The sequence below is a fragment of the Bacteroides sp. OF03-11BH genome (assembly GCF_003604005.1).
Classification (GTDB): domain Bacteria; phylum Bacteroidota; class Bacteroidia; order Bacteroidales; family Bacteroidaceae; genus Bacteroides; species Bacteroides ovatus.
Genome location: NZ_QTMW01000002.1, coordinates 172,478 through 193,560, shown reverse-complemented (window position 1 = coordinate 193,560; position 21,083 = coordinate 172,478). Strand labels below are relative to the sequence as shown.

At 44.1% G+C, this 21,083-nt stretch carries 15 protein-coding genes; 10 read left to right on the top strand and 5 right to left on the bottom strand.

The features are described from left to right. Nucleotides 1–2 precede the first annotated feature (2 nt). From DXA54_RS02490 to rodA, 10 genes are all read left to right on the top strand, one after another. Nucleotides 3–2,345 carry a BamA/TamA family outer membrane protein gene (locus tag DXA54_RS02490; RefSeq protein WP_120078912.1) on the top strand — a complete coding sequence of 781 codons (2,343 nt, stop codon included), beginning with the start codon at nt 3–5 and terminating at the stop codon, nt 2,343–2,345. A 128-nt stretch (nt 2,346–2,473) separates the two neighbouring features. Then, nucleotides 2,474–3,385 (top strand): NDP-sugar synthase, encoded by a 912-nt coding sequence (locus DXA54_RS02485; RefSeq protein WP_004299937.1) that lies wholly within the window; start codon nt 2,474–2,476, stop codon nt 3,383–3,385. A 142-nt stretch (nt 3,386–3,527) separates the two neighbouring features. Beyond that, nucleotides 3,528–5,483 (top strand): ABC-F family ATP-binding cassette domain-containing protein, encoded by a 1,956-nt coding sequence (locus tag DXA54_RS02480; protein WP_120078911.1) that lies wholly within the window; start codon nt 3,528–3,530, stop codon nt 5,481–5,483. A 209-nt stretch (nt 5,484–5,692) separates the two neighbouring features. Beyond that, a complete protein-coding gene (locus tag DXA54_RS02475; RefSeq protein WP_120078910.1) occupies nt 5,693–7,729 on the top strand; it encodes a M13 family metallopeptidase in 2,037 nt (678 codons plus the stop codon). 151 nt (nt 7,730–7,880) lie between these two features. Continuing rightward, nucleotides 7,881–9,404: a bifunctional phosphoribosylaminoimidazolecarboxamide formyltransferase/IMP cyclohydrolase gene (gene purH / locus DXA54_RS02470; protein WP_120078909.1), complete on the top strand. Its 1,524-nt coding sequence runs from the start codon at nt 7,881–7,883 to the stop codon at nt 9,402–9,404. A 15-nt stretch (nt 9,405–9,419) separates the two neighbouring features. Beyond that, on the top strand, nt 9,420–10,442 hold the full coding sequence (locus DXA54_RS02465; protein ID WP_004299941.1) for a rod shape-determining protein: 1,023 nt from the start codon (nt 9,420–9,422) through the stop codon (nt 10,440–10,442). Between the two features lie 7 nt (nt 10,443–10,449). Then, entirely contained in the window at nt 10,450–11,295 is an 846-nt protein-coding gene (mreC, locus tag DXA54_RS02460) for a rod shape-determining protein MreC (RefSeq protein ID WP_004299942.1), read from the top strand. Continuing rightward, nucleotides 11,292–11,789: a rod shape-determining protein MreD gene (gene mreD / locus DXA54_RS02455; RefSeq protein WP_004299943.1), complete on the top strand. Its 498-nt coding sequence runs from the start codon at nt 11,292–11,294 to the stop codon at nt 11,787–11,789. The genes mreC and mreD overlap by 4 nt, the downstream gene beginning before the upstream one ends. Nucleotides 11,790–11,791: 2 nt before the next feature. Next, complete coding sequence (gene mrdA / locus DXA54_RS02450) at nt 11,792–13,654, top strand: penicillin-binding protein 2 (protein ID WP_004324644.1); 1,863 nt, start codon at nt 11,792–11,794, stop codon at nt 13,652–13,654. Further along, nucleotides 13,635–15,092, top strand: coding sequence for a rod shape-determining protein RodA (gene rodA / locus DXA54_RS02445; RefSeq protein WP_004304911.1), 1,458 nt, complete (start codon nt 13,635–13,637; stop codon nt 15,090–15,092). Before mrdA ends, rodA begins: the two co-directional genes overlap by 20 nt. A gap of 2 nt (nt 15,093–15,094) precedes the next feature. Here the strand turns inward: rodA and gldH are convergent, their stop codons facing one another. From gldH to DXA54_RS02420, 5 genes are all read right to left on the bottom strand, one after another. Then, nucleotides 15,095–15,568, bottom strand: a complete 474-nt coding sequence (gldH, locus tag DXA54_RS02440) for a gliding motility lipoprotein GldH (RefSeq protein WP_004304910.1) — start codon at nt 15,566–15,568, stop codon at nt 15,095–15,097. Further along, nucleotides 15,546–17,060, bottom strand: a complete 1,515-nt coding sequence (locus tag DXA54_RS02435) for a stage 0 sporulation family protein (RefSeq protein ID WP_117610973.1) — start codon at nt 17,058–17,060, stop codon at nt 15,546–15,548. The genes gldH and DXA54_RS02435 overlap by 23 nt, the downstream gene beginning before the upstream one ends. A 15-nt stretch (nt 17,061–17,075) precedes the next feature. Beyond that, nucleotides 17,076–18,200 carry an ATP-binding protein gene (locus tag DXA54_RS02430; RefSeq protein WP_004299948.1) on the bottom strand — a complete coding sequence of 375 codons (1,125 nt, stop codon included), beginning with the start codon at nt 18,198–18,200 and terminating at the stop codon, nt 17,076–17,078. 1 nt (nt 18,201) lies between these two features. Beyond that, entirely contained in the window at nt 18,202–19,155 is a 954-nt protein-coding gene (metF, locus tag DXA54_RS02425) for a methylenetetrahydrofolate reductase [NAD(P)H] (protein ID WP_004299949.1), read from the bottom strand. A gap of 187 nt (nt 19,156–19,342) precedes the next feature. After that, nucleotides 19,343–19,855, bottom strand: a complete 513-nt coding sequence (locus DXA54_RS02420) for a ferritin-like domain-containing protein (protein ID WP_120078908.1) — start codon at nt 19,853–19,855, stop codon at nt 19,343–19,345. Nucleotides 19,856–21,083: the final 1,228 nt, after the last annotated feature.

Here is a 21,083-nt window from a genome sequence, read left to right as displayed (position 1 = left end):
GCATGAAAGGGATATATAATAACATATTAGCAAGTTGTCTGATTGGTATCATTTTGTTTTCGGGCTGTTCGGTGACAAAACACCTGCCTGAAGGGGAGGTACTTTATACAGGAGGAAAAACGGTGGTAGAGAATAAGTCGGCAACACCGGTAGGAGAGACGGCTTTAACAGAGATTGATGCGGCTCTTGACAAAACTCCCAGTACAAAGATGTTAGGAGGCCTTCTGCCTATTCCTTTTAAAATGTGGATGTATAACGACTTTGTGAAATATAAAAAGGGATTTGGAAAGTGGATGTTCAACCGCCTGGCTGCCAATCCTCCGGTGTTTATCTCTACTGTCAATCCGGAGGTTCGTATCAAGGTGGCTACAAACTTACTCCGTGATTATGGTTACTTCAATGGAAAAGTGACTTATGAAACATTGGTTGATAAGAAAGACAGCCTGAAAGCAAGTATTCTTTATACGGTAGACATGAAGAATCCTTATTTTATAGATACGGTTTATTATCAGCGTTTCACTCCCCAAACGTTGCGCATTATGGAACGGGGACGTCGAATGTCTTATATAAGTCCCGGCGAGCAGTTTAACGTGGTCGATCTGGATGAAGAGCGTACCCGTATCAGTACGCTGTTGCGTAACCGGGGATATTTTTACTTCCGTCCCGATTATATGACTTATCAGGCAGATACGACATTGGTTCCCGGTGGACATATCAGCCTTCGTCTGATTCCCGTTCCGGGATTACCCGCTGCGGCACAACGTCCTTACTATGTAGGAGATGCTTCTGTTTACCTGTTTGGCAAGAATGGTGAGGCGCCCAATGACAGCATGATGTATAAGAATCTGAATATACATTATTATAAGAAATTGCAGGTACGTCCGAATATGCTTTATCGTTGGTTGAACTATCAACAGTTTGTGCGGAATGCACAGATGCGGGCTTCCAATCGTACCCGTCTTTACAGTCAGTATCGGCAGGAGCAGGTGCAGGAGAAACTTAGCCAGTTGGGAATCTTCAGTTATCTGGATTTGCAATATGCTCCGAAAGATACGACAGCCGTTTGTGATACGTTGAACGTAACCATGCAGGCCACATTTGCCAGGCCGCTGGACGCCGAACTGGAATTGAATGTCGTAACCAAAAGTAACGACCAAACCGGTCCCGGGGCATCATTCGGCGTCACTCGGAACAATGTATTCGGAGGTGGCGAAAGCTGGAACGTGAAGCTGAAAGGTTCTTATGAATGGCAAACCGGCGGAGGAGAAAAAAGCTCTTTAATGAACAGCTGGGAGATGGGAATTTCCACCTCTCTGACTTTCCCGCGCGTGGTTTTCCCGCATTGGGGGAAAAGGGAGTTTGACTTCCCGGCTACCACTACATTCCGTCTATACATCGACCAGTTGAACCGTGCCAGGTATTATAAACTGTTGTCATTCGGCGGAAATGCTACCTACGATTTCCAGCCGACACGTACAAGCCGGCATAGTATCACCCCTTTTAAACTGACATTCAACGTCCTTCAACACCAATCGGAAGAGTTCAGGGAAATTGCCGATGCCAATCCTGCATTATATATCAGTTTGAAAGATCAGTTTATTCCTGCAATGGAATATACCTATACCTATGATAATGCTTCCGCACGCGGTATTAAAAATCCGATTTGGTGGCAATCGACTGTAACCTCTGCCGGTAACCTGACCTCGGTGATTTACCGTGCTTTCGGTCAGTCTTTCAGCAAAGAGGACAAACGTTTGCTGAACGTCCCTTTCGCGCAGTTTGTGAAACTGAATACGGAATTCCGCCATTTGTGGAATATGGACAAGAATAATAAGATTGCTTCCCGTGTAGCTTTGGGCGCTCTCTTCGCCTACGGTAATGCAACGATAGCCCCTTACAGCGAACAATTCTATGTGGGTGGTGCCAACAGCATCCGCGCTTTTACAGTACGTAGCATCGGCCCGGGCGGATACCATCCGGCGGAAAGCCGCTATTCTTACCTCGACCAGACGGGTACTTTCCGTTTTGAGGCAAATGTAGAATACCGTTTCCGTATCTTTAAGAGCATTTGGGGAGCCACTTTCCTGGATGCGGGAAACGTTTGGCTGATGCGAAAGGATGAGGCCCGTCCCAATTCACAACTCGAACTGAAAACTTTCCCGAAACAAATCGCCTTGGGTACTGGTGTCGGTATTCGTTATGATATGGATATTCTGGTGTTCCGTCTCGACTTCGGTATACCTTTGCATTTGCCTTACGATACAGAACGAAGCGGATATTACAATGTCACAGGATCCTTTATGAAGAATCTGGGAATACATTTTGCTATCGGTTATCCCTTCTAATGAATGATTTTTGTACGATTTTGGTAAATAATGATTGATATTTGTCCTGTTGGATTCAACTATTTTTGTAATTTTGCAACGAAATCTGATGCCGTTGACATCACTAACCTTTTAATATTACACAATTTATGAAACCAACTTTATTCTTATTGGCAGCCGGTATGGGTAGCCGTTATGGAGGCTTGAAGCAATTAGACGGACTGGGTCCTAATGGCGAAACTATTATGGATTACTCAATCTATGATGCTATCAATGCCGGATTTGGCAAACTTGTATTTGTAATCCGCAAAGATTTTGAACAAGATTTCCGTGATAAAATTATTTCCAAATACGAAGGTCACATTCCTTGCGAACTGGTATTTCAATCAATCGACGATCTTCCGGAAGGCTTTACTTGCCCGGCAGACCGTACTAAACCTTGGGGTACTAACCATGCAGTAATGATGGGCGCTGATGTGATTAAAGAACCGTTTGCAGTGATTAACTGTGATGACTTCTATGGTCGCGATTCTTTCCAGGTAATGGGTAAATTCCTTTCTGCTCTTCCTGAAAATTCAAAGAACGTTTATTCAATGGTAGGTTTCCGTGTAGGAAATACATTGAGCGAAAGCGGTACGGTATCTCGTGGTATCTGTAGTACAGATGCTAAAGGATTGTTGACATCTGTAGTAGAACGTACGAAGATTCAACGTCTGGACGGCGAAGTGAAATATATCGGTGATGATGGCGAATGGACGGCTACTCCCGACACGACTCCGGTAAGTATGAACTTCTGGGGCTTTACTCCTGATTACTTCGCTTACAGTCAGGAATTCTTCAAGACTTTCCTAAGCGATCCGAAGAATATGGAAAACCTGAAGAGCGAGTTCTTCATCCCATTGATGGTAGATAAATTGATTAATGACGGAACTGCCACTGTTGAAGTACTGGATACTACCAGCAAGTGGTTCGGCGTCACTTATCCGGAAGACCGTCAGAGCGTAGTAGACAAGATTCAGGCATTGGTAGATGCCGGTGAATATCCTGCTAAGTTGTTCTAAAGAAGAGCCATTGATTAAGATAGAAAGCAGTCATTCATAAGAATGACTGCTTTTTTTGTTTTTCATAACGTATCATACTAAGTAGTATCTAATAAATATTCAGTATCTTTGCAGTCCAAAATGTTATAAATCAGAAGCAGAAGTGATTTCAGTAGAAGGATTATCAGTAGAATTTAATGCGACGCCGCTTTTTGAGGACGTCAGCTATGTAATTAATAAGAAAGACCGCATTGCGCTGGTCGGCAAAAATGGTGCCGGCAAATCAACCATGCTGAAGATATTGGCAGGTTTGCAGTCACCGACACGCGGAGTGGTAGCTACTCCGAAAGATGTAACCATCGGATATTTGCCACAGGTCATGATTCTTTCCGACAACCGGACGGTGATGGGAGAGGCAGAACTGGCATTCGAACATATATTTGAGCTTCAGGCGAAGTTGGAACGGATGAATCAGGAATTGGCCGAACGGACAGACTATGATTCGGAAGAATATCATCAGTTGATAGACCGTTTCACGCATGAAAACGACCGGTTCCTGATGATGGGCGGTACGAACTTTCAGGCGGAAATCGAACGGACACTTCTCGGATTGGGATTCAGTCGGGAAGATTTTGAACGCCCTACTTCGGAGTTTTCCGGTGGATGGCGTATGCGTATCGAATTGGCAAAATTGCTCTTACGACGCCCGGACGTGCTTTTGCTCGATGAGCCGACCAATCACCTTGATATTGAAAGTATCCAATGGTTGGAAAACTTTTTGTCTACACGTGCCAATGCAGTCGTATTAGTCAGCCATGACCGTGCTTTCCTGAATAACGTAACGACCCGCACCATCGAAATTACTTGCGGTCAGATTTACGACTACAAAGTGAAGTACGATGAGTTTGTAGTCCTGCGTAAAGAACGCCGTGAACAACAGCTCCGTGCTTACGAAAATCAGCAGAAACAAATACAAGATACGGAAGATTTTATCGAACGCTTCCGCTATAAAGCAACGAAAGCCGTACAGGTGCAAAGCCGTATCAAGCAACTGGAAAAGATAGACCGCATCGAAGTGGACGAGGAAGATAATTCCGCCTTGCGTTTAAAATTCCCTCCAGCCAGTCGTAGCGGAAACTATCCTGTGATTTGCGAAGATGTGCGCAAAGCGTATGGCACCCATGTCGTTTTCCATGATGTCAACCTGACTATCAACAGGGGAGAGAAAGTGGCTTTCGTCGGGAAGAACGGAGAGGGTAAGTCTACCTTGGTGAAATGTATCATGGACGAGATTGATTTCGAAGGCAAACTAACGATCGGACATAATGTACAAATCGGTTATTTTGCGCAGAACCAGGCACAAATGTTGGATGAGAACTTGACTGTATTCGATACGATTGACCGGGTAGCGACAGGAGATATCCGTCTGAAGATACGTGATATACTGGGAGCTTTCATGTTTGGAGGCGAAGCTTCGGATAAAAAGGTGAAAGTCCTTTCCGGAGGAGAACGTACGCGATTGGCGATGATTAAACTTCTGCTGGAACCCGTAAATCTACTGATTCTGGACGAACCGACCAATCATTTGGATATGCGTTCGAAAGATGTTTTGAAGGAAGCTATCCGCGAATTTGACGGAACAGTGATTCTTGTCAGCCACGACCGTGATTTTCTGGATGGACTTGCGACTAAAGTATATGAGTTCGGTGGTGGACTTGTAAAAGAACACCTTGGAGGTATCTATGAATTCTTGCAAAAGAAAAAGATAGATAGCTTGAACGAGCTTCAGAAAGGAGCGGGACTGTCGGCTTCTCCCACGGCTTCAGCTAAAGGTAATGAACCTGAAACCGTTCAGCCTTCGGAGAATAAGCTCTCTTACGAAGCCCAGAAAGAACTTAATAAGAAGATTAAGAAACTCGAACGCCAGGTGGCGGACTGTGAAGCTTCAATAGAGGAAACCGAATCCGCGATTGCTATCGTAGAAACGAAGATGGCAACTCCCGAAGGAGCTTCGGATATGCAGCTCTATGAACGGCATCAAAAACTGAAGCAACAGTTGGATGGCATTGTTGAAGAGTGGGAGCGGGTTTCGATGGAACTGGAAGAAGCGAAAAACTAGAACAAAACGCATACTTCCGAGCACTATGTGAGAGAAATGCTATACCTCGATAGAAGGTATTCCTGGCGGGTATCTGTTTCTCGGTGTCGAAACAGGTGTTTCTCGTTGAGGAACGAGGCGTTCCTCGGTGTCGGTCACCTTCTTCCTCGGTGCCGGACTGCGGGTAGGATGATTGTTGATTAGAGAGACTATTTAATTATTTATACAATATGAAAGTAACCAAGTATTTACCAATTCTTGCCGTATGCCTTATGACAACAGGATGTAACAGTAAGAAAGAGGCCGTGCTGACGTCCGGTATCGACCTTGCTAATCTGGATACCACGGCTATGCCGGGTACAAGTTTTTATCAATATGCCTGTGGAGGTTGGGTGAAAGATCATCCGCTGACAGACGAGTATTCACGTTTCGGTACATTCGATATGTTGCGCGAAAACAGTCGTGAACAACTGAAAGCATTGATTGCCGAATTGGCAGCGAAGAAAGATAACGCACCGGGCAGTGCTGCGCAGAAAGTAGGCGATCTTTATAATATCGCAATGGATAGCGTGAAGCTGAACCAGGAAGGTGTAACTCCGATCAAAGCAGAACTGGCAGCCATTGACGCTCTCAAGGATAAAGGAGAAATCTATGCATATATCGCAGAGAGCCAGAAGAAAGGCATCCGTCCTTACTTCACCATGTTCGTAAGTGCAGATGATATGAACAGTTCCATGAATATCGTACAGACCTATCAAGGTGGTATCGGAATGGGACAGCGTGACTATTATCTGGAGAATGACGAGCAGACTAAGAATATCCGTAATAAATATCAGGAACATATCGCCAAAATGTTCCAGTTGGCAGGTTATGATGAGGCTACTGCACAGAAAGCTGTGAAAGCAGTGATGAACATCGAAACTCGCCTGGCGAAAGCGGCTCGTTCACAAGTGGAATTGCGTGATCCTCATGCTAATTATAACAAGATGGATAGGGCGACGCTGAAAAAGAACTTCCCGACTTTTGACTGGGATACTTATTTCACCGTTTCCGGTTTGAAAGATTTGGAAGAAGTGAATATAGGTCAGCCTGCTGCCATGAAGGAAGTAGCCGATGTGATTAATACCGTATCACTGGACGATCAGAAGCTATATCTCCAATGGGGATTGATAGATGCTGCCGCTTCTTATCTAAGCGATGATTTTGAAGCACAAAACTTCGATTTCTACAGCAGAACAATGTCTGGAAAGAAAGAAATGCAACCTCGCTGGAAACGTTCCGTGAGCACCGTAGATGGTGTACTTGGCGAAGTGGTAGGACAGATGTATGTAGAGAAGTACTTCCCGGCTGCTGCCAAAGAACGTATGGTTACACTGGTGAAGAACCTGCAAACTTCTTTGGGAGAACGTATCAAAGGTTTGGAATGGATGAGTGAACCGACCAAGGAAAAAGCGTTGGAGAAACTGGCAACCTTCCATGTAAAAATAGGTTATCCTGATAAATGGAAAGATTACTCCGCACTGGAGATCAAAGATGATTCTTACTGGGCAAATATCGAGCGTGCCAACGAATGGGATTACAACGAAATGATTGCCAAAGCCGGCAAACCGGTAGACAAGGATGAATGGTTGATGACTCCTCAAACAGTGAACGCTTATTATAACCCGACTACCAATGAAATCTGCTTCCCGGCAGCTATCCTGCAACCTCCGTTCTTCGATATGAATGCGGACGATGCTATGAACTACGGTGCAATCGGCGTGGTAATCGGCCATGAGATGACTCATGGATTTGACGATCAGGGACGTCAATATGACAAAGACGGAAACCTGAAAGACTGGTGGACAGAAGAAGATGCTAAAAAGTTCGAAGAACGGGCACAGGTGATGGTTAACTTCTTTGACAGTATTGAAGTAGCTCCGGGCGTACACGCAAACGGTAGCCTGACACTTGGAGAGAACATTGCCGACCACGGAGGTTTGCAAGTATCTTTCCAGGCATTCAAGAATGCAACAGAAGCCGCACCGCTGGAAATTGTTGACGGATTTACTCCGGAACAACGTTTCTTCCTGGCTTACGCTAATGTGTGGGCAGGAAATATCCGTCCGGAAGAGATTCTCCGATTAACCAAACTTGATCCTCACTCATTAGGCAAATGGCGTGTGGACGGTGCTCTTCCTCATATCCAGAATTGGTATGAAGCATTCAAAATCACCGAACAGGATTCGATGTTCGTACCTAAAGAAAAACGAGTATCTATCTGGTAATAGTTTTTGAATAGATAGCATATATGCGAAGAGGCGTTGATTTTCCGTTGAGGAGAGTCAACGCTTTTTTTTATTAATTCACACCTTATTTATTACGTACGATAAACAATATTTCGTAACTTTGCACACCAAATACTTAATAAGCAATTCAATGTCAGAGTCTAAAAGAATAAAAACTGCATTGGTATCTGTATACCATAAAGAAGGTTTGGATGAAATTATTACCAAACTTCATGAAGAGGGAGTAGAGTTTTTGTCAACAGGCGGAACTCGTCAGTTTATTGAATCATTGGGATATCCTTGCAAGGCAGTGGAAGATTTGACCACTTATCCTTCTATTCTCGGTGGTAGAGTAAAGACATTACATCCGAAAATTTTCGGAGGTATTCTTTGTCGTCGCGGCCTGGAACAGGATATGCAACAGATTGAGAAATATGAAATTCCCGAGATAGATCTGGTTATTGTTGATTTGTATCCGTTCGAAGCTACCGTAGCTTCCGGTGCATCTGAAGCAGACATTATTGAAAAAATCGATATAGGCGGAATCTCACTGATTCGTGCTGCAGCTAAGAACTACAACGATGTAATCATCGTAGCTTCTCAAGCTCAATACAAACCATTATTGGATATGTTGATGGAGCACGGCGCTACTTCTTCACTCGAAGAACGTCGCTGGATGGCTAAAGAAGCATTTGCCGTTTCTTCTCACTACGATTCGGCTATTTTCAACTATTTCGATGCCGGCGAAGGTTCTGCTTTCCGTTGCTCTGTTAATAGCCAGAAGCAACTTCGTTACGGTGAAAACCCACATCAGAAAGGTTATTTCTACGGAAATCTGGAAGCAATGTTCGACCAGATTCACGGAAAAGAAATCTCTTATAACAATCTTCTCGACATCAACGCAGCCGTTGATCTGATCGACGAATTCGATGACCTCACTTTCGCTATCCTGAAACATAACAACGCTTGCGGATTAGCTTCCCGTACTACAGTTTTGGAAGCTTGGAAAGACGCATTGGCCGGTGATCCGGTTTCTGCTTTCGGCGGTGTATTGATTACGAATGGTGTCATCGACAAAGAAGCTGCGGAAGAAATCAACAAGATTTTCTTCGAAGTGATTATCGCGCCGGATTATGATGTGGATGCACTCGAAATCCTGGGACAGAAAAAGAACCGCATCATCCTCGTTCGTAAGGAAGCTAAATTGCCTAAGAAACAATTCCGCGCTTTGCTGAATGGCGTATTGGTGCAGGATAAAGATACTAATATTGAAACGGTAGCCGACCTGAAAACCGTGACAGACAAAGCTCCTACTCCGGAAGAAGTGGAAGATATGTTGTTTGCCAACAAAATTGTAAAGAACAGCAAATCCAACGCCATCGTATTGGCAAAGGATAAACAACTTCTTGCAAGCGGTGTAGGACAGACTTCACGTGTAGACGCATTGAAACAAGCAATTGAAAAAGCCAAATCATTCGGTTTCGACCTGAATGGTGCAGTAATGGCTTCCGATGCCTTCTTCCCGTTCCCCGACTGTGTGGAAATTGCGGATCAGGAAGGTATTACGGCTGTTATCCAACCGGGAGGTTCGGTAAAAGACGATTTATCATTTGCTTATTGCAATGAGCACGGTATGGCGATGGTGACTACCGGTATCCGTCATTTTAAACACTAAAAACAAGAATTAAGAATGGGATTATTTTCTTTTACACAAGAGATAGCAATGGACTTGGGCACAGCCAATACTATCATCATCACGAACGGAAAAATCGTGGTGGATGAGCCTTCGGTTGTAGCTCTGGATCGCCGTACAGAAAAGATGATTGCCGTGGGGGAAAAGGCGAAGTTGATGCATGAAAAAACCCACGAAAACATACGTACCATCCGTCCGTTGAGAGACGGAGTGATTGCCGACTTCTATGCTTGCGAGCAGATGATGCGCGGTTTGATAAAGCAGGTGAATACTCGCAACCATTTGTTTTCACCTTCTCTTCGCATGGTGATTGGTGTTCCTTCGGGAAGTACGGAAGTCGAACTCCGTGCTGTCCGTGACTCTGCGGAACATGCCGGCGGTCGTGATGTTTATTTGATTTTCGAGCCGATGGCTGCGGCAATCGGTATCGGCATCGACGTGGAAGCTCCGGAAGGAAACATGATTGTCGATATAGGTGGTGGATCTACGGAAATTGCTGTTATCTCTTTGGGAGGTATCGTTTCCAACAACTCCATCCGCACAGCCGGTGATGACCTGACAGAGGATATTCGCGAATATATGAGCCGTCAGCACAATGTGAAAGTCAGCGAGCGTATGGCAGAACGTATCAAAATCAATGTAGGTGCTGCTTTAACCGAACTGGGTGATGATGCTCCGGAAGATTATATCGTTCACGGGCCGAACCGTATCACGGCTCTTCCGATGGAAGTGCCTGTATGCTACCAGGAAGTAGCCCACTGTCTGGAGAAATCAATTTCAAAGATCGAAACTGCTATCTTGAGTGCATTGGAAAATACACCTCCTGAACTGTATGCTGATATTGTGCACAATGGTATCTATCTCTCCGGAGGTGGTGCATTGCTTCGTGGATTGGATAAGAGATTGACCGATAAGATCAACATTCCTTTCCATATTGCGGAAGATCCTTTGCATGCAGTTGCCAAAGGTACAGGAGTGGCATTGAAGAACGTAGACCGTTTCTCTTTCTTAATGAGATAAACCGGGGATGAGGAATTTATTAAACTTCCTTCTGAAATACAATTACTGGTTCCTCTTCATCTTATTGGAGGTAGCCAGTTTTGTTTTGTTATTTCGGTTCAACCGTTATCAGCAGAGTGCATTCTTCACTTCTGCCAATACGGTTGTGGGGGCGGTTTATGAAGTTTCGGGAGGGATTTCCTCTTATTTTCATCTGAAATCGGTCAATGAAGATCTGTTGGATCGCAACATGGTGCTCGAACAACAGATCACTAATCTGGAAAAAGCATTGAGAGAGCAGCAGCTCGATTCTATGGCCATCAACAGCATCCGGCAGGTGCCGCAAGCAGATTATCAGTTGTTTAAAGCGCATGTGATAAAGAACAGTTTGAATCTGGTTGATAATTATATCACGCTTGATAAAGGTTCCTCTTCTGGTATTCGCTCCGAAATGGGAGTGGTGGATGGTAATGGGATTGTAGGGATTGTTTATGAAACCTCTCCTTCCTACTCGGTGGTGATTTCGGTACTGAACAGCAAGTCGAATATCAGTTGCAAGATTATCGGCAGTGATTATTTCGGCTACCTGAAATGGGAACATGGAGATTCGCGCTATGCTTATCTGAAAGACTTACCTCGTCATGCAGAGTTTAATTTGGGAGATACAGTCGTTACCAGTGGTTTCTCCACCGTCTTTCCCGAAGGTATAATGGTGGGGACGGTAGATGATATGTCCGACTCTAATGACGGACTTTCCTATCTGTTGAAAATCAAGCTGGCTACTGATTTCGGTAAGTTGAGTGACGTTCGGGTGGTAGCCCGGACAGGTCAGGAAGAACAGAAGAAACTTGAAAACAAGGTGATGAAAGAATGATTATTACTTATATACATAGAATCGGATGGTTTATCGGCTTGGTACTTCTTCAGGTGCTAATCCTTAATAGTGTACATATTGCCGGCTATGCTACTCCTTTTCTCTATATCTATTTTATTCTGAAATTCAGCTCCGGCACTTCCCGGAATGAACTGATGCTGTGGGCTTTTTTCTTCGGGCTGACCATTGATATATTCTCCGATACTCCGGGAATGAATGCGGCAGCTACCGTATTGCTTGCCTTTCTCCGTCCCTCTTTGCTTCGTCTGTTCATGCCCCGTGATAATCCGGACAGCCTTATTCCCTCTTTCAAGACGATGGGAATCAGTCCTTTCTTAAAATATACTACTGCAAGTGTTTTTGTGCACAGTCTGGCATTACTCTCCATTGAGTTCTTCTCATTTACCAGCATTTGGCTGTTACTGTTGCGAGTGCTTCTTTGCACTATTCTGACTGTAACCTGTATCATAGCTATAGAAGGGATTAAGAAGTAACGATGGCAAAAGATTATATCTTAGAGAAGCGCAAATTTGTAATCGGAGGCATTGCTATCTCCATTGTTTTGATTTATCTGATACGTCTTTTTGTATTGCAGATCACGACCGATGACTACAAGAAGAATGCTGACAGTAACGCTTTTCTGAATAAGATCCAATACCCCTCGCGTGGCGCTATTTATGACCGGACCGGTAAACTATTGGTATTCAACCAGCCGGCATACGACATAACGATCGTGCCAAAGGAAATAGAGAATCTGGACACACTCGATTTATGCCAATCGCTGAATATCACCCGTGCACAGTTTCTCAAAATAATGAGCGATATGAAAGACCGTCGCCGCAATCCGGGGTATTCCCGCTATACCAACCAGTTGTTTATGTCGCAACTTTCGGCGGAAGAATGTGGTGTCTTTCAGGAAAAGCTGTTTAAGTTTCGTGGCTTTTATATTCAACGGCGTACCATCCGTCAATATTCGTACAATGCTGCCGCCCATGCTTTGGGAGATATCGGAGAAGTCTCCGCAAAAGAAATGGAAGCGGATGAAGAAGGATACTACATCCGTGGGGATTATGTCGGCAAGTTAGGAGTCGAGAAATCGTATGAAAAGTATCTGCGTGGCGAGAAAGGAATTGAGATTCTGCTTCGCGATGCGCACGGTCGTATCCAGGGACATTATATGGATGGTGAATATGACCGTCCTTCCGTTCCCGGCAAGAACCTGACATTGAGTTTGGATATTGACTTACAGATGCTGGGCGAACGTTTATTAAAGAATAAGATTGGAAGCATTGTGGCTATTGAACCGGAGACCGGAGAAATCCTTTGTCTGGTATCCTCTCCCAATTATGACCCGCATTTGATGATTGGGCGCCAGCGTGGCAAGAACCATCTGGCCTTGCAACGTGATATGACCAAACCGCTTTTGAATCGTGCCCTGATGGGAGTGTATCCTCCGGGATCTACGTTCAAAACAGCGCAAGGACTGACGTTTCTGCAAGAAGGAATCATCACCGAACAAAGTCCGGCATTCCCTTGCTCACATGGATTCCATTACGGAAGATTGACAGTAGGCTGTCATGCTCACGGATCTCCCTTGCCATTGATTCCGGCTATTGCTACATCGTGCAACTCCTATTTCTGTTGGGGATTGTTCCGTATGTTTGGCGATCGTAAATACGGTTCGCCACAAAACGCCATTACGGTCTGGAAAGACCACATGGTTTCGCAAGGATTTGGCTACAAACTGGGAGTTGATTTGCCGGGAGAGAAACGGGGCTTGATTCCGAATGCGCAGTTCTACGATAAAGCCTATCGCGGACATTGGAACGGACTGACAGTAATCAGTATCTCTATCGGACAGGGGGAAATTCTATCCACTCCCCTTCAGATTGCTAACCTGGGAGCAACGATTGCTAACAGAGGATACTTTGTGACACCGCATATTGTAAAGGAAATCCAAGATAATCAGTTGGACAGCATCTATCGCGTACCACGTTATACCACTATTGAGAAAAGACATTATGAATCAGTCGTAGAAGGGATGCGTGGCGCAGCCACCGGAGGAACTTGTCGTATGCTGTCAGTGATGGTTCCGGATTTGGAAGCCTGTGGAAAAACGGGTACTGCGCAGAACCGCGGACACGACCACTCGGTATTTATGGGCTTTGCTCCGATGAACAAACCGAAGATAGCTATTGCTGTCTATGTAGAGAACGGCGGATGGGGGGCTACTTACGGAGTTCCTTTCGGCGCACTGATGATGGAACAGTATTTGAAAGGCAAGCTCTCGCCGGAGAACGAGTTGAGGGCGGAAGAATTTAGTAACAGAGTGATATTATATGGTAACGAGGAACGATAGTTTGTGGAAAACGCTGGACTGGGTAACGATTTTTATTTACCTGCTCCTGATTGTTGGCGGATGGTTTAGCGTCTGCGGAGCCAGCTATGACTATGGCGAACGCGACTTCCTCGACTTCTCAACCCGTGCCGGCAAGCAGTTCGTGTGGATTATCTGTTCCTTCGGGCTCGGATTCGTGCTGTTGATGCTGGAAGACCGTATGTATGATATGTTCGCGTACATTATATATGTGGGGATGATTCTCTTGCTCATTGTTACCATCTTCATAGCACCGGACACCAAAGGATCACGCTCCTGGCTTGTCATGGGGCCTGTGAGCCTGCAACCCGCCGAGTTTGCCAAGTTCGCTACGGCCTTGGCGTTGGCCAAATACATGAACTCTTATTCATTCAGTATCAAGAAAGAAAAGTGTGCCTTTATCCTGGGGTTCATCATTCTTCTTCCGATGTTATTGATTATCGGTCAGCGGGAGACAGGATCTGCATTGGTTTATCTTGCTTTTTTTCTGGTTCTTTATCGTGAAGGAATGCCGGGAGTAGTGCTTTTTGCGGGCGTATGTGCGGTAATCTACTTTGTGGTCGGCATCCGTTTTGATGAAGTCTTTATCGCCGATACTCCTACACCACTGGGAGAATTTATCGTATTACTATTGATCTTATTATTTGCCGGTGGTATGGTGTGGGTATATCGCAAGAAATGGTCTGCTACCCGCAATATCATTGGTGGAAGTTTGGCTATATTACTGATTGCTTATTTAATATCCGAATATTGGGTACATTTTAGCCTCGTTTGGGTGCAATGGGCACTTTGTATTGTGGTGATAGGCTATCTGATTTATTTGGCATTAAGTGAGCGGCAGCGTACTTATTTCCTGATTGCCCTGTTTACAATCGGTTCTGTCGGCTTCCTGTATTCCAGCAATTATGTATTTGATAATGTGCTCGAACCTCACCAGCAAGTCCGTATCAAAGTAGTGCTCGGTTTGGAAGAAGATTTGACCGGTGCCGGATACAACGTGAATCAGTCCAAGATTGCCATCGGTTCCGGTGGGTTGACAGGAAAAGGGTTCCTGAATGGTACGCAAACAAAATTAAAGTACGTGCCCGAACAGGATACCGACTTTATATTCTGTACAGTGGGTGAGGAGCAAGGATTTGTCGGCTCGGCTGCTGTCCTGTTGGCTTTCCTTATTTTGATCTTACGATTAATCTTCCTGTCCGAACGGCAGACTTCCAACTTTGGGCGGGTTTATGGATATTCGGTTGTCAGTATTTTCCTTTTCCACTTATTTATTAATATCGGTATGGTGCTGGGGTTAACTCCGGTTATCGGTATTCCATTGCCTTTCTTCAGCTATGGAGGTTCTTCTTTATGGGGATTTACGATATTGCTGTTTATCTTCCTGCGCATTGATGCAGGACGTGGCAGAAGACTCTAATCTTACTGCTTCTCAATACGGATACCTACATCGCTCAATCCTTGTAACTTTTCATCTTTCATTCCGCTCATAATTTTAATAGTATAATTTGCAGGATGTAAAGGGCGAACAGATGTAATAAAAGTTTCCGATTGGTAAATGCTTCCCCATCCGTGTCCCGTCCATCTTCCGGTAGAGTCAGCCAGGCAGAAAGCAATGGTATCAGTGCGCCATACCGTAGAATCCTGTAGATTCTGACTGATAAATAAATGGAGGTCATGATAAGGATATTCGATACTGTTGCGGACTTCCGCAAAAAGCCGGAGAGTAGTGGGAACGCTGTCAGTTATGGGAATCTGAAAAGAGAGTGTATCACTCTTTCCCCATTCCTCGTTGGGAAGGGATTGATAAGAGTGATACACTGTATGTTCATTGCAGGCTGTCAGTAAGCAAGCGCTGAATAGACTCAATATACTATTCTTGAGTAGGCTTTTCATTAGTTGACTGTTTCTCCTGATTCTGATTTCTTTCCGGTCTGGAAGGACGCTCGTGGTTGGGACGGCGTTCTTGACGTTCCTGCCCTTGCTGTTCCCGTTGACGGTCTTGTTGTTGCGGACGTTCCTGATTCGACCGTTCCTGTCCTTGTGGACGTTCTTGATTTGATCCTCTTTCCGGACGTCTGTTTTCGTTGTTCCGTCCCTGGTTCTGTCCTCTGTTCCGGTTGTTGTTATTGTTATTTCTCGGGCGGTTGTCTCTTTCCCCTCTGTTACCGTTTTCTGGCTGCTGCGGGCGGTTTTCATTCTCCCGTTGAGGTTGTTGCGGACGATTGCCGCCTTCTGCTTGCTGTTGCGGGCGGTTTTCGTTATTATTGTTTCCTTTTTTCTTCTTTTTATTATTCCGGTTAGCGTTATTGCCGCCCTCTTTATTATTCCGGCTGCGGTCGAAACGGGTAACACTTTCCTGTTCCAGCAAATCAACTGGTTTTCTTGGTTCCGGTTTCTTTTCTTCTTCGAGCAAGCTGTCCGGTTTCATCCCTTTCTTATTCATGGAGATTACTTCAAACGCACGTTTGCCGCTGATAGTGACCAGATTGGCTGGGAAGTTTTTATCTGTAGAATAAGAAACCTGATTGCTTAGAATATCCGCTTTGAAGAAATAGAAAGTGCCATCTTTCGTTTCCAACTCTATCTCTCTTGATGGGAGACGTTTTTGAGCTTCCACATAACAGTCCACTTCGTAGTTCAGACAGCATTTTAGCTTAGCACATTGTCCGGCAAGTTTCTGCGGATTCAATGAGATATCCTGAAAACGGGCTGCACTGGTAGAAACAGAGACGAAGCTCGTCATCCACGTAGCGCAGCAAAGTTCGCGTCCGCAAGGACCGATTCCGCCGATGCGTCCTGCTTCCTGACGGGCACCGATTTGTTTCATTTCGATACGTACGCGGAATGCTTCGGCCAATACTTTAATCAGCTGCCGGAAGTCTACCCGCTCATCGGCGATATAGTAGAAAATAGCTTTGTTGCCATCTCCCTGATACTCCACGTCTCCGATTTTCATATCCAGATTGAGATTCAACGCAATCTGACGCGCACGAATCATCGTAGCGTGTTCTTTGGCTTTGGCTTCGTTGAACTTTTCCATATCTACCGGCTTAGCTTTCCGATAGACACGCTTGATTTCCGTATCTGCTTTGAAGTTTGCTTTCTTCATTTGCAGGGGAACGAGCCGGCCGGTCAATGTAACCACGCCGATGTCATGGCCGGGAGCCGCTTCAACGGCAACTACATCTCCTTTTTCCAGTTTAATCTTGTTGCTGTTCCGAAAATATCCCTTCCGGGTATTTTTGAATTGCACTTCCACCATGTCACTCTCTTCCGCATTGCCCGGAATGTCCGCCAGCCAATCGTAGGTGTTCAGCTTTTTATCTTGTCGGGAGCATCCTTTGCAGCAAAGGCCACCGCTTCCATTATGAAGTTTATATTCCATAAGTTTATATATTTATTATTGCTTCAACAGTACAATCATCTTCAGCGAGAAGTCGAAGAATACCATTTTAGCATTTACATTCTGTTCTATATGTAGTTGCGCTTCGCTTAATTCGTCCATGATGCCCATCACGTTACGTTCGTTGACAAAAGGCGCAAAGCGGGTTGCAAAATTCTGTTCATTAATGGTCATATACGTTAGGTTGCGCTGGTGCAGGTTAAAGACAAAGTTTTCGCGGATCATGCGCTGGCAATATTCCAGAAAGTTTTTCTGGCGTTCGCGTCCCATGCTGGCCACCTGTTCGCTCCACATCTTCATCTCCTTTATTTTCCGTTGATAGGACAAGCGCATCAGGTTGACGAAGAGCTCGAAGAATAACTGATTTTCCTCATTCAGATGAATCGTTTCGAGTGCCTTGACGAAATTTCCGTTTGCCAGATGGGCAATCGAAATGCTATCCGCAGGCTGAACATGATATTTACTCTGCAATACCCGGTCGATGCTGGCTTCGTCAATTTTCCGCACATTCATACGTTGAGTACGGCTCAAAATGGTAGGCAGAATCATGTCCGGAGCTTCGGATACCAACAGAAAAATCGTCTTTTCGGGTGGCTCCTCAAGCAGTTTCAGCAACTTATTGGCGCATACCGGGTGCATTTTCTCCGGCAACCATACAATCGTAATCTTAAATCCACCTTCACTGGATTTCAGACTGAGCTTCTTCAGGATCTCATCGCTCTCTTTGGCATAAATCAGCGCTTGCGAGTTCTCCGCGTCCATTTCACCCAACCAATGGTTGAGGTTAAAATAAGGATTGTTAATAACGAATGGCCGCCAATCGGCAATATAATCATCGCACACTTCTTTCTTTCCTTTCGCACTTTTCACGATGGGGAATACGAAATGCACATCCGGATGTACCAGCTTATTGAATTTCACACAAGACGGACAGACACCGCAAGCATCTTCCTCGCCCCGATTGGTGCAACTGATGTAGCGTGCGTATGCGATAGCCAATGGCATTTTACCAACTCCCTCGGGACCGCAAATGAGTTGGGCATGTGGAATACGCCCCTCGTTCACTTCCTGAATGAGTCGTTGCTTGATTTCTTCTTGTCCGATTACGTCTCTGAAAAACATATCAATAAATGATTTTGGCTATTTCCTTGATACTGTCTACTGCTCCGATAGAATAGAAATGGATGCTCGGAACTCCGTGTTCCATCAACTCCTTGCATTGAGCCACGCACCATTCAACACCCACCTGTTCGGCTTCCGCATCATTCTTGCATTTCAATGCTTCTTTCACCAGATCTTCCGGTAAATCCACCTTGAATGTTTTGGGGATCATGCTTAGTTGGGAGATTTTCTTGAAAGGCTTGATTCCCGGAATGATAGGAATGTTGATACCTGCTGCCTTAGCCTGCTCCACAAAATCGAAATATTTCTTATTATCGTAGAATAATTGTGTCACAGCATACTCTGCACCAGTTTCTACCTTCTTTTTCAGCCAGTAAAGATCTGTCTCTATGTTAGGAGATTCTTCATGCTTTTCCGGATAACACGCCACACCATACGAGAAAGGACTGGCGGTGACTTTCATCTCCGAACCGTCAACGAAGATTCCCTTATTGAAATTATTAATCTGCTCCTGCAATTCAATCGCATGATGATATCCGTCTCCTTCGGGAGTAAATACCGATTCATGTTTAGCCTTGTCTCCACGGAGTACCAGCAAATCTGTTATATTCAGAAATTGCAAATCCAGCAATACATATTCGGTCTCCTCACGCGTGAAACCACTGCACAGGATATGAGGAACCACAGTAATATTATATTTATTCTGAATGGCTGCCGCCACAGCGACTGTTCCCGGACGCCTTCTCAGGCGGTTTCTCTGAAAGAGCCCGTTGCCGAGATCTTTGTAGACATATTCGCTGCGATGCGTGGTGATATTGATATATTTCGGATCAAATTCTCGAAGAGTGTCGATTGTCTGATAGAGCTTTTCGATTCCGGTTCCCTTCAAAGGAGGGAGAATTTCGAAAGAAAAAGCTGTACCTTTACTGTTATTTATTAAATCAATTACTTTCATTCCTTTTCGTTGATGTTGTTATCTACTTGGATTAAACATGCATATTGGGACAAAAATACGAAAAAAGAAAGATTTCTTCTTGATTTGTTTGAAAATAGTTTGGTTTTTATCGTACTATTACATAAAAGAGGGCATATCCTGTATTTCGGATGCACCCTCTCTCACCTAATCATTATTAAATTAGAATTTACTTTTCGAGAAATGATTTCTTCATTCTGGCAATGTCAGTCAGATAATCTTGTAAATCTTGTTCATGTTCTTCCTCTTCGGCAAGAATATGTTTGGCGATATCACAAGTGGTGAAATCTTTCCCGTTAGTAAAGTCGGCAATTTCCTGATAACGGAGAATGGCACAGCGTTCGGAAGCAACATTATCCTTCAGCAAACTGACTGAATCGAAGCCTTGCGGAGTATCATATTTGCATCTTGCCAGTTCGAACCATTGTTTCGGATCAAGTACCGGAACCCCTTCCAGCTCGATGATACGGTCGGCAAGCAGCTGTGCATGTCTACGTTCTTCTTCGGCATGTTCCTCGAACTCACCTTGTACGTCGGCACGCATGGCGCCTTCCACTACTAATGCACCTACCCAATATTGGTAATATGCCAACCACTCTTCAGCCAATGCTGCGTTCAACTGTGAAATTAAACTTTCTACATCTAATTTACCTTGTAGGATTTTTACACTTTCTCTAGCCATAATTTTAAAGTTTAGGTTACTATGTTTAAATCGCTAATGTAACAGACGGAGGTTCTTTTTGTTTGAGTATCCTGGAGGTTTTAACAGAAAGAATGCATTGCACTGTGCAGCTCCTTCTTTTTTAATAGAACATGGATGCTTTTAATATTTCATTTCAACTAAATTTTTGTATCACTTTTACCCTCACATCCTCACACCTTCGCTCAATTCCTTTATTCATCGTGGTTACAACGTGTGAGGGTAAGTGCGGTAGTAGGGTGAGGGTAACTTTTTACCCTCACCCTGTCTTGTCCTGATTCTATCTTAAACAGTTTATAATAAGTGTCTTGTCTATTCGCTTTTATCTTATACTCTCCTATACAATAGACGTCAATGCCTTATATAATAGATGTTTATCCCTCGTGATTCTTCTGATAAGCCCTAATGTCTTTTAACGGCTCACTGCAGTGAACGAATTTGTTTACTATCGTTAGCTTATTTGTTTACATCTGATAGCTTATTTGTTCACTGCAGTGAGCCCTTGCCAACTACTAAGCAAATGGATATTGAACATAAGAAGAAAGCCTATGAAGTGGCATATCTTATAAAGAAAGATACCTGTATGCTGAAATTAGGATAGTAATTTATTTATTGATTAGTAGGAGCGAATTATAAACTAAAGTAGAGTGATAACAGATAGCTATTCTCACTTTTTTATGTGTTCTTGTCCTGTAGAAATCTATTTTTTAGTTTGTTTCTTTAAGAGTACTTCTCTTTTTACCCTCTCTTTGCGAATATCTTTTTGTTATTTGCTCTACACGCGCGTATGTAATATAATAATGTACCATTTCCGGCCTGTTTTCATATAGATGTAACATATATGAAGAAAAATATGTTCTACAACATCGTTATGATTCAGTAAGTTAGGGCGGATATCTAAAAAAAATTAGAAAAAATAGTCAGATATATTTGGATGTTATAGATAAGTTGTCTACTTTTGCACCCGCTTTGCTAGAGAGACAGAGCCTAATGATTGACATTCTGCTATAAGATGAAGGCCACAGAAAATAAAAACAAAAAAACTTTGAAAAAAGTTTGGAGGTTATCTGAAAAAGTCCTTATCTTTGCATCCGCTTTCGCAAAGAAAGCAGGCGCGGCGGAAGCCACGTTAGTTCTTTGAAATATTGATAAACAATACAAGTAGTACAAGTAAAAAATAGAACCGTCAATACTTGTCTTATTCAGTAGC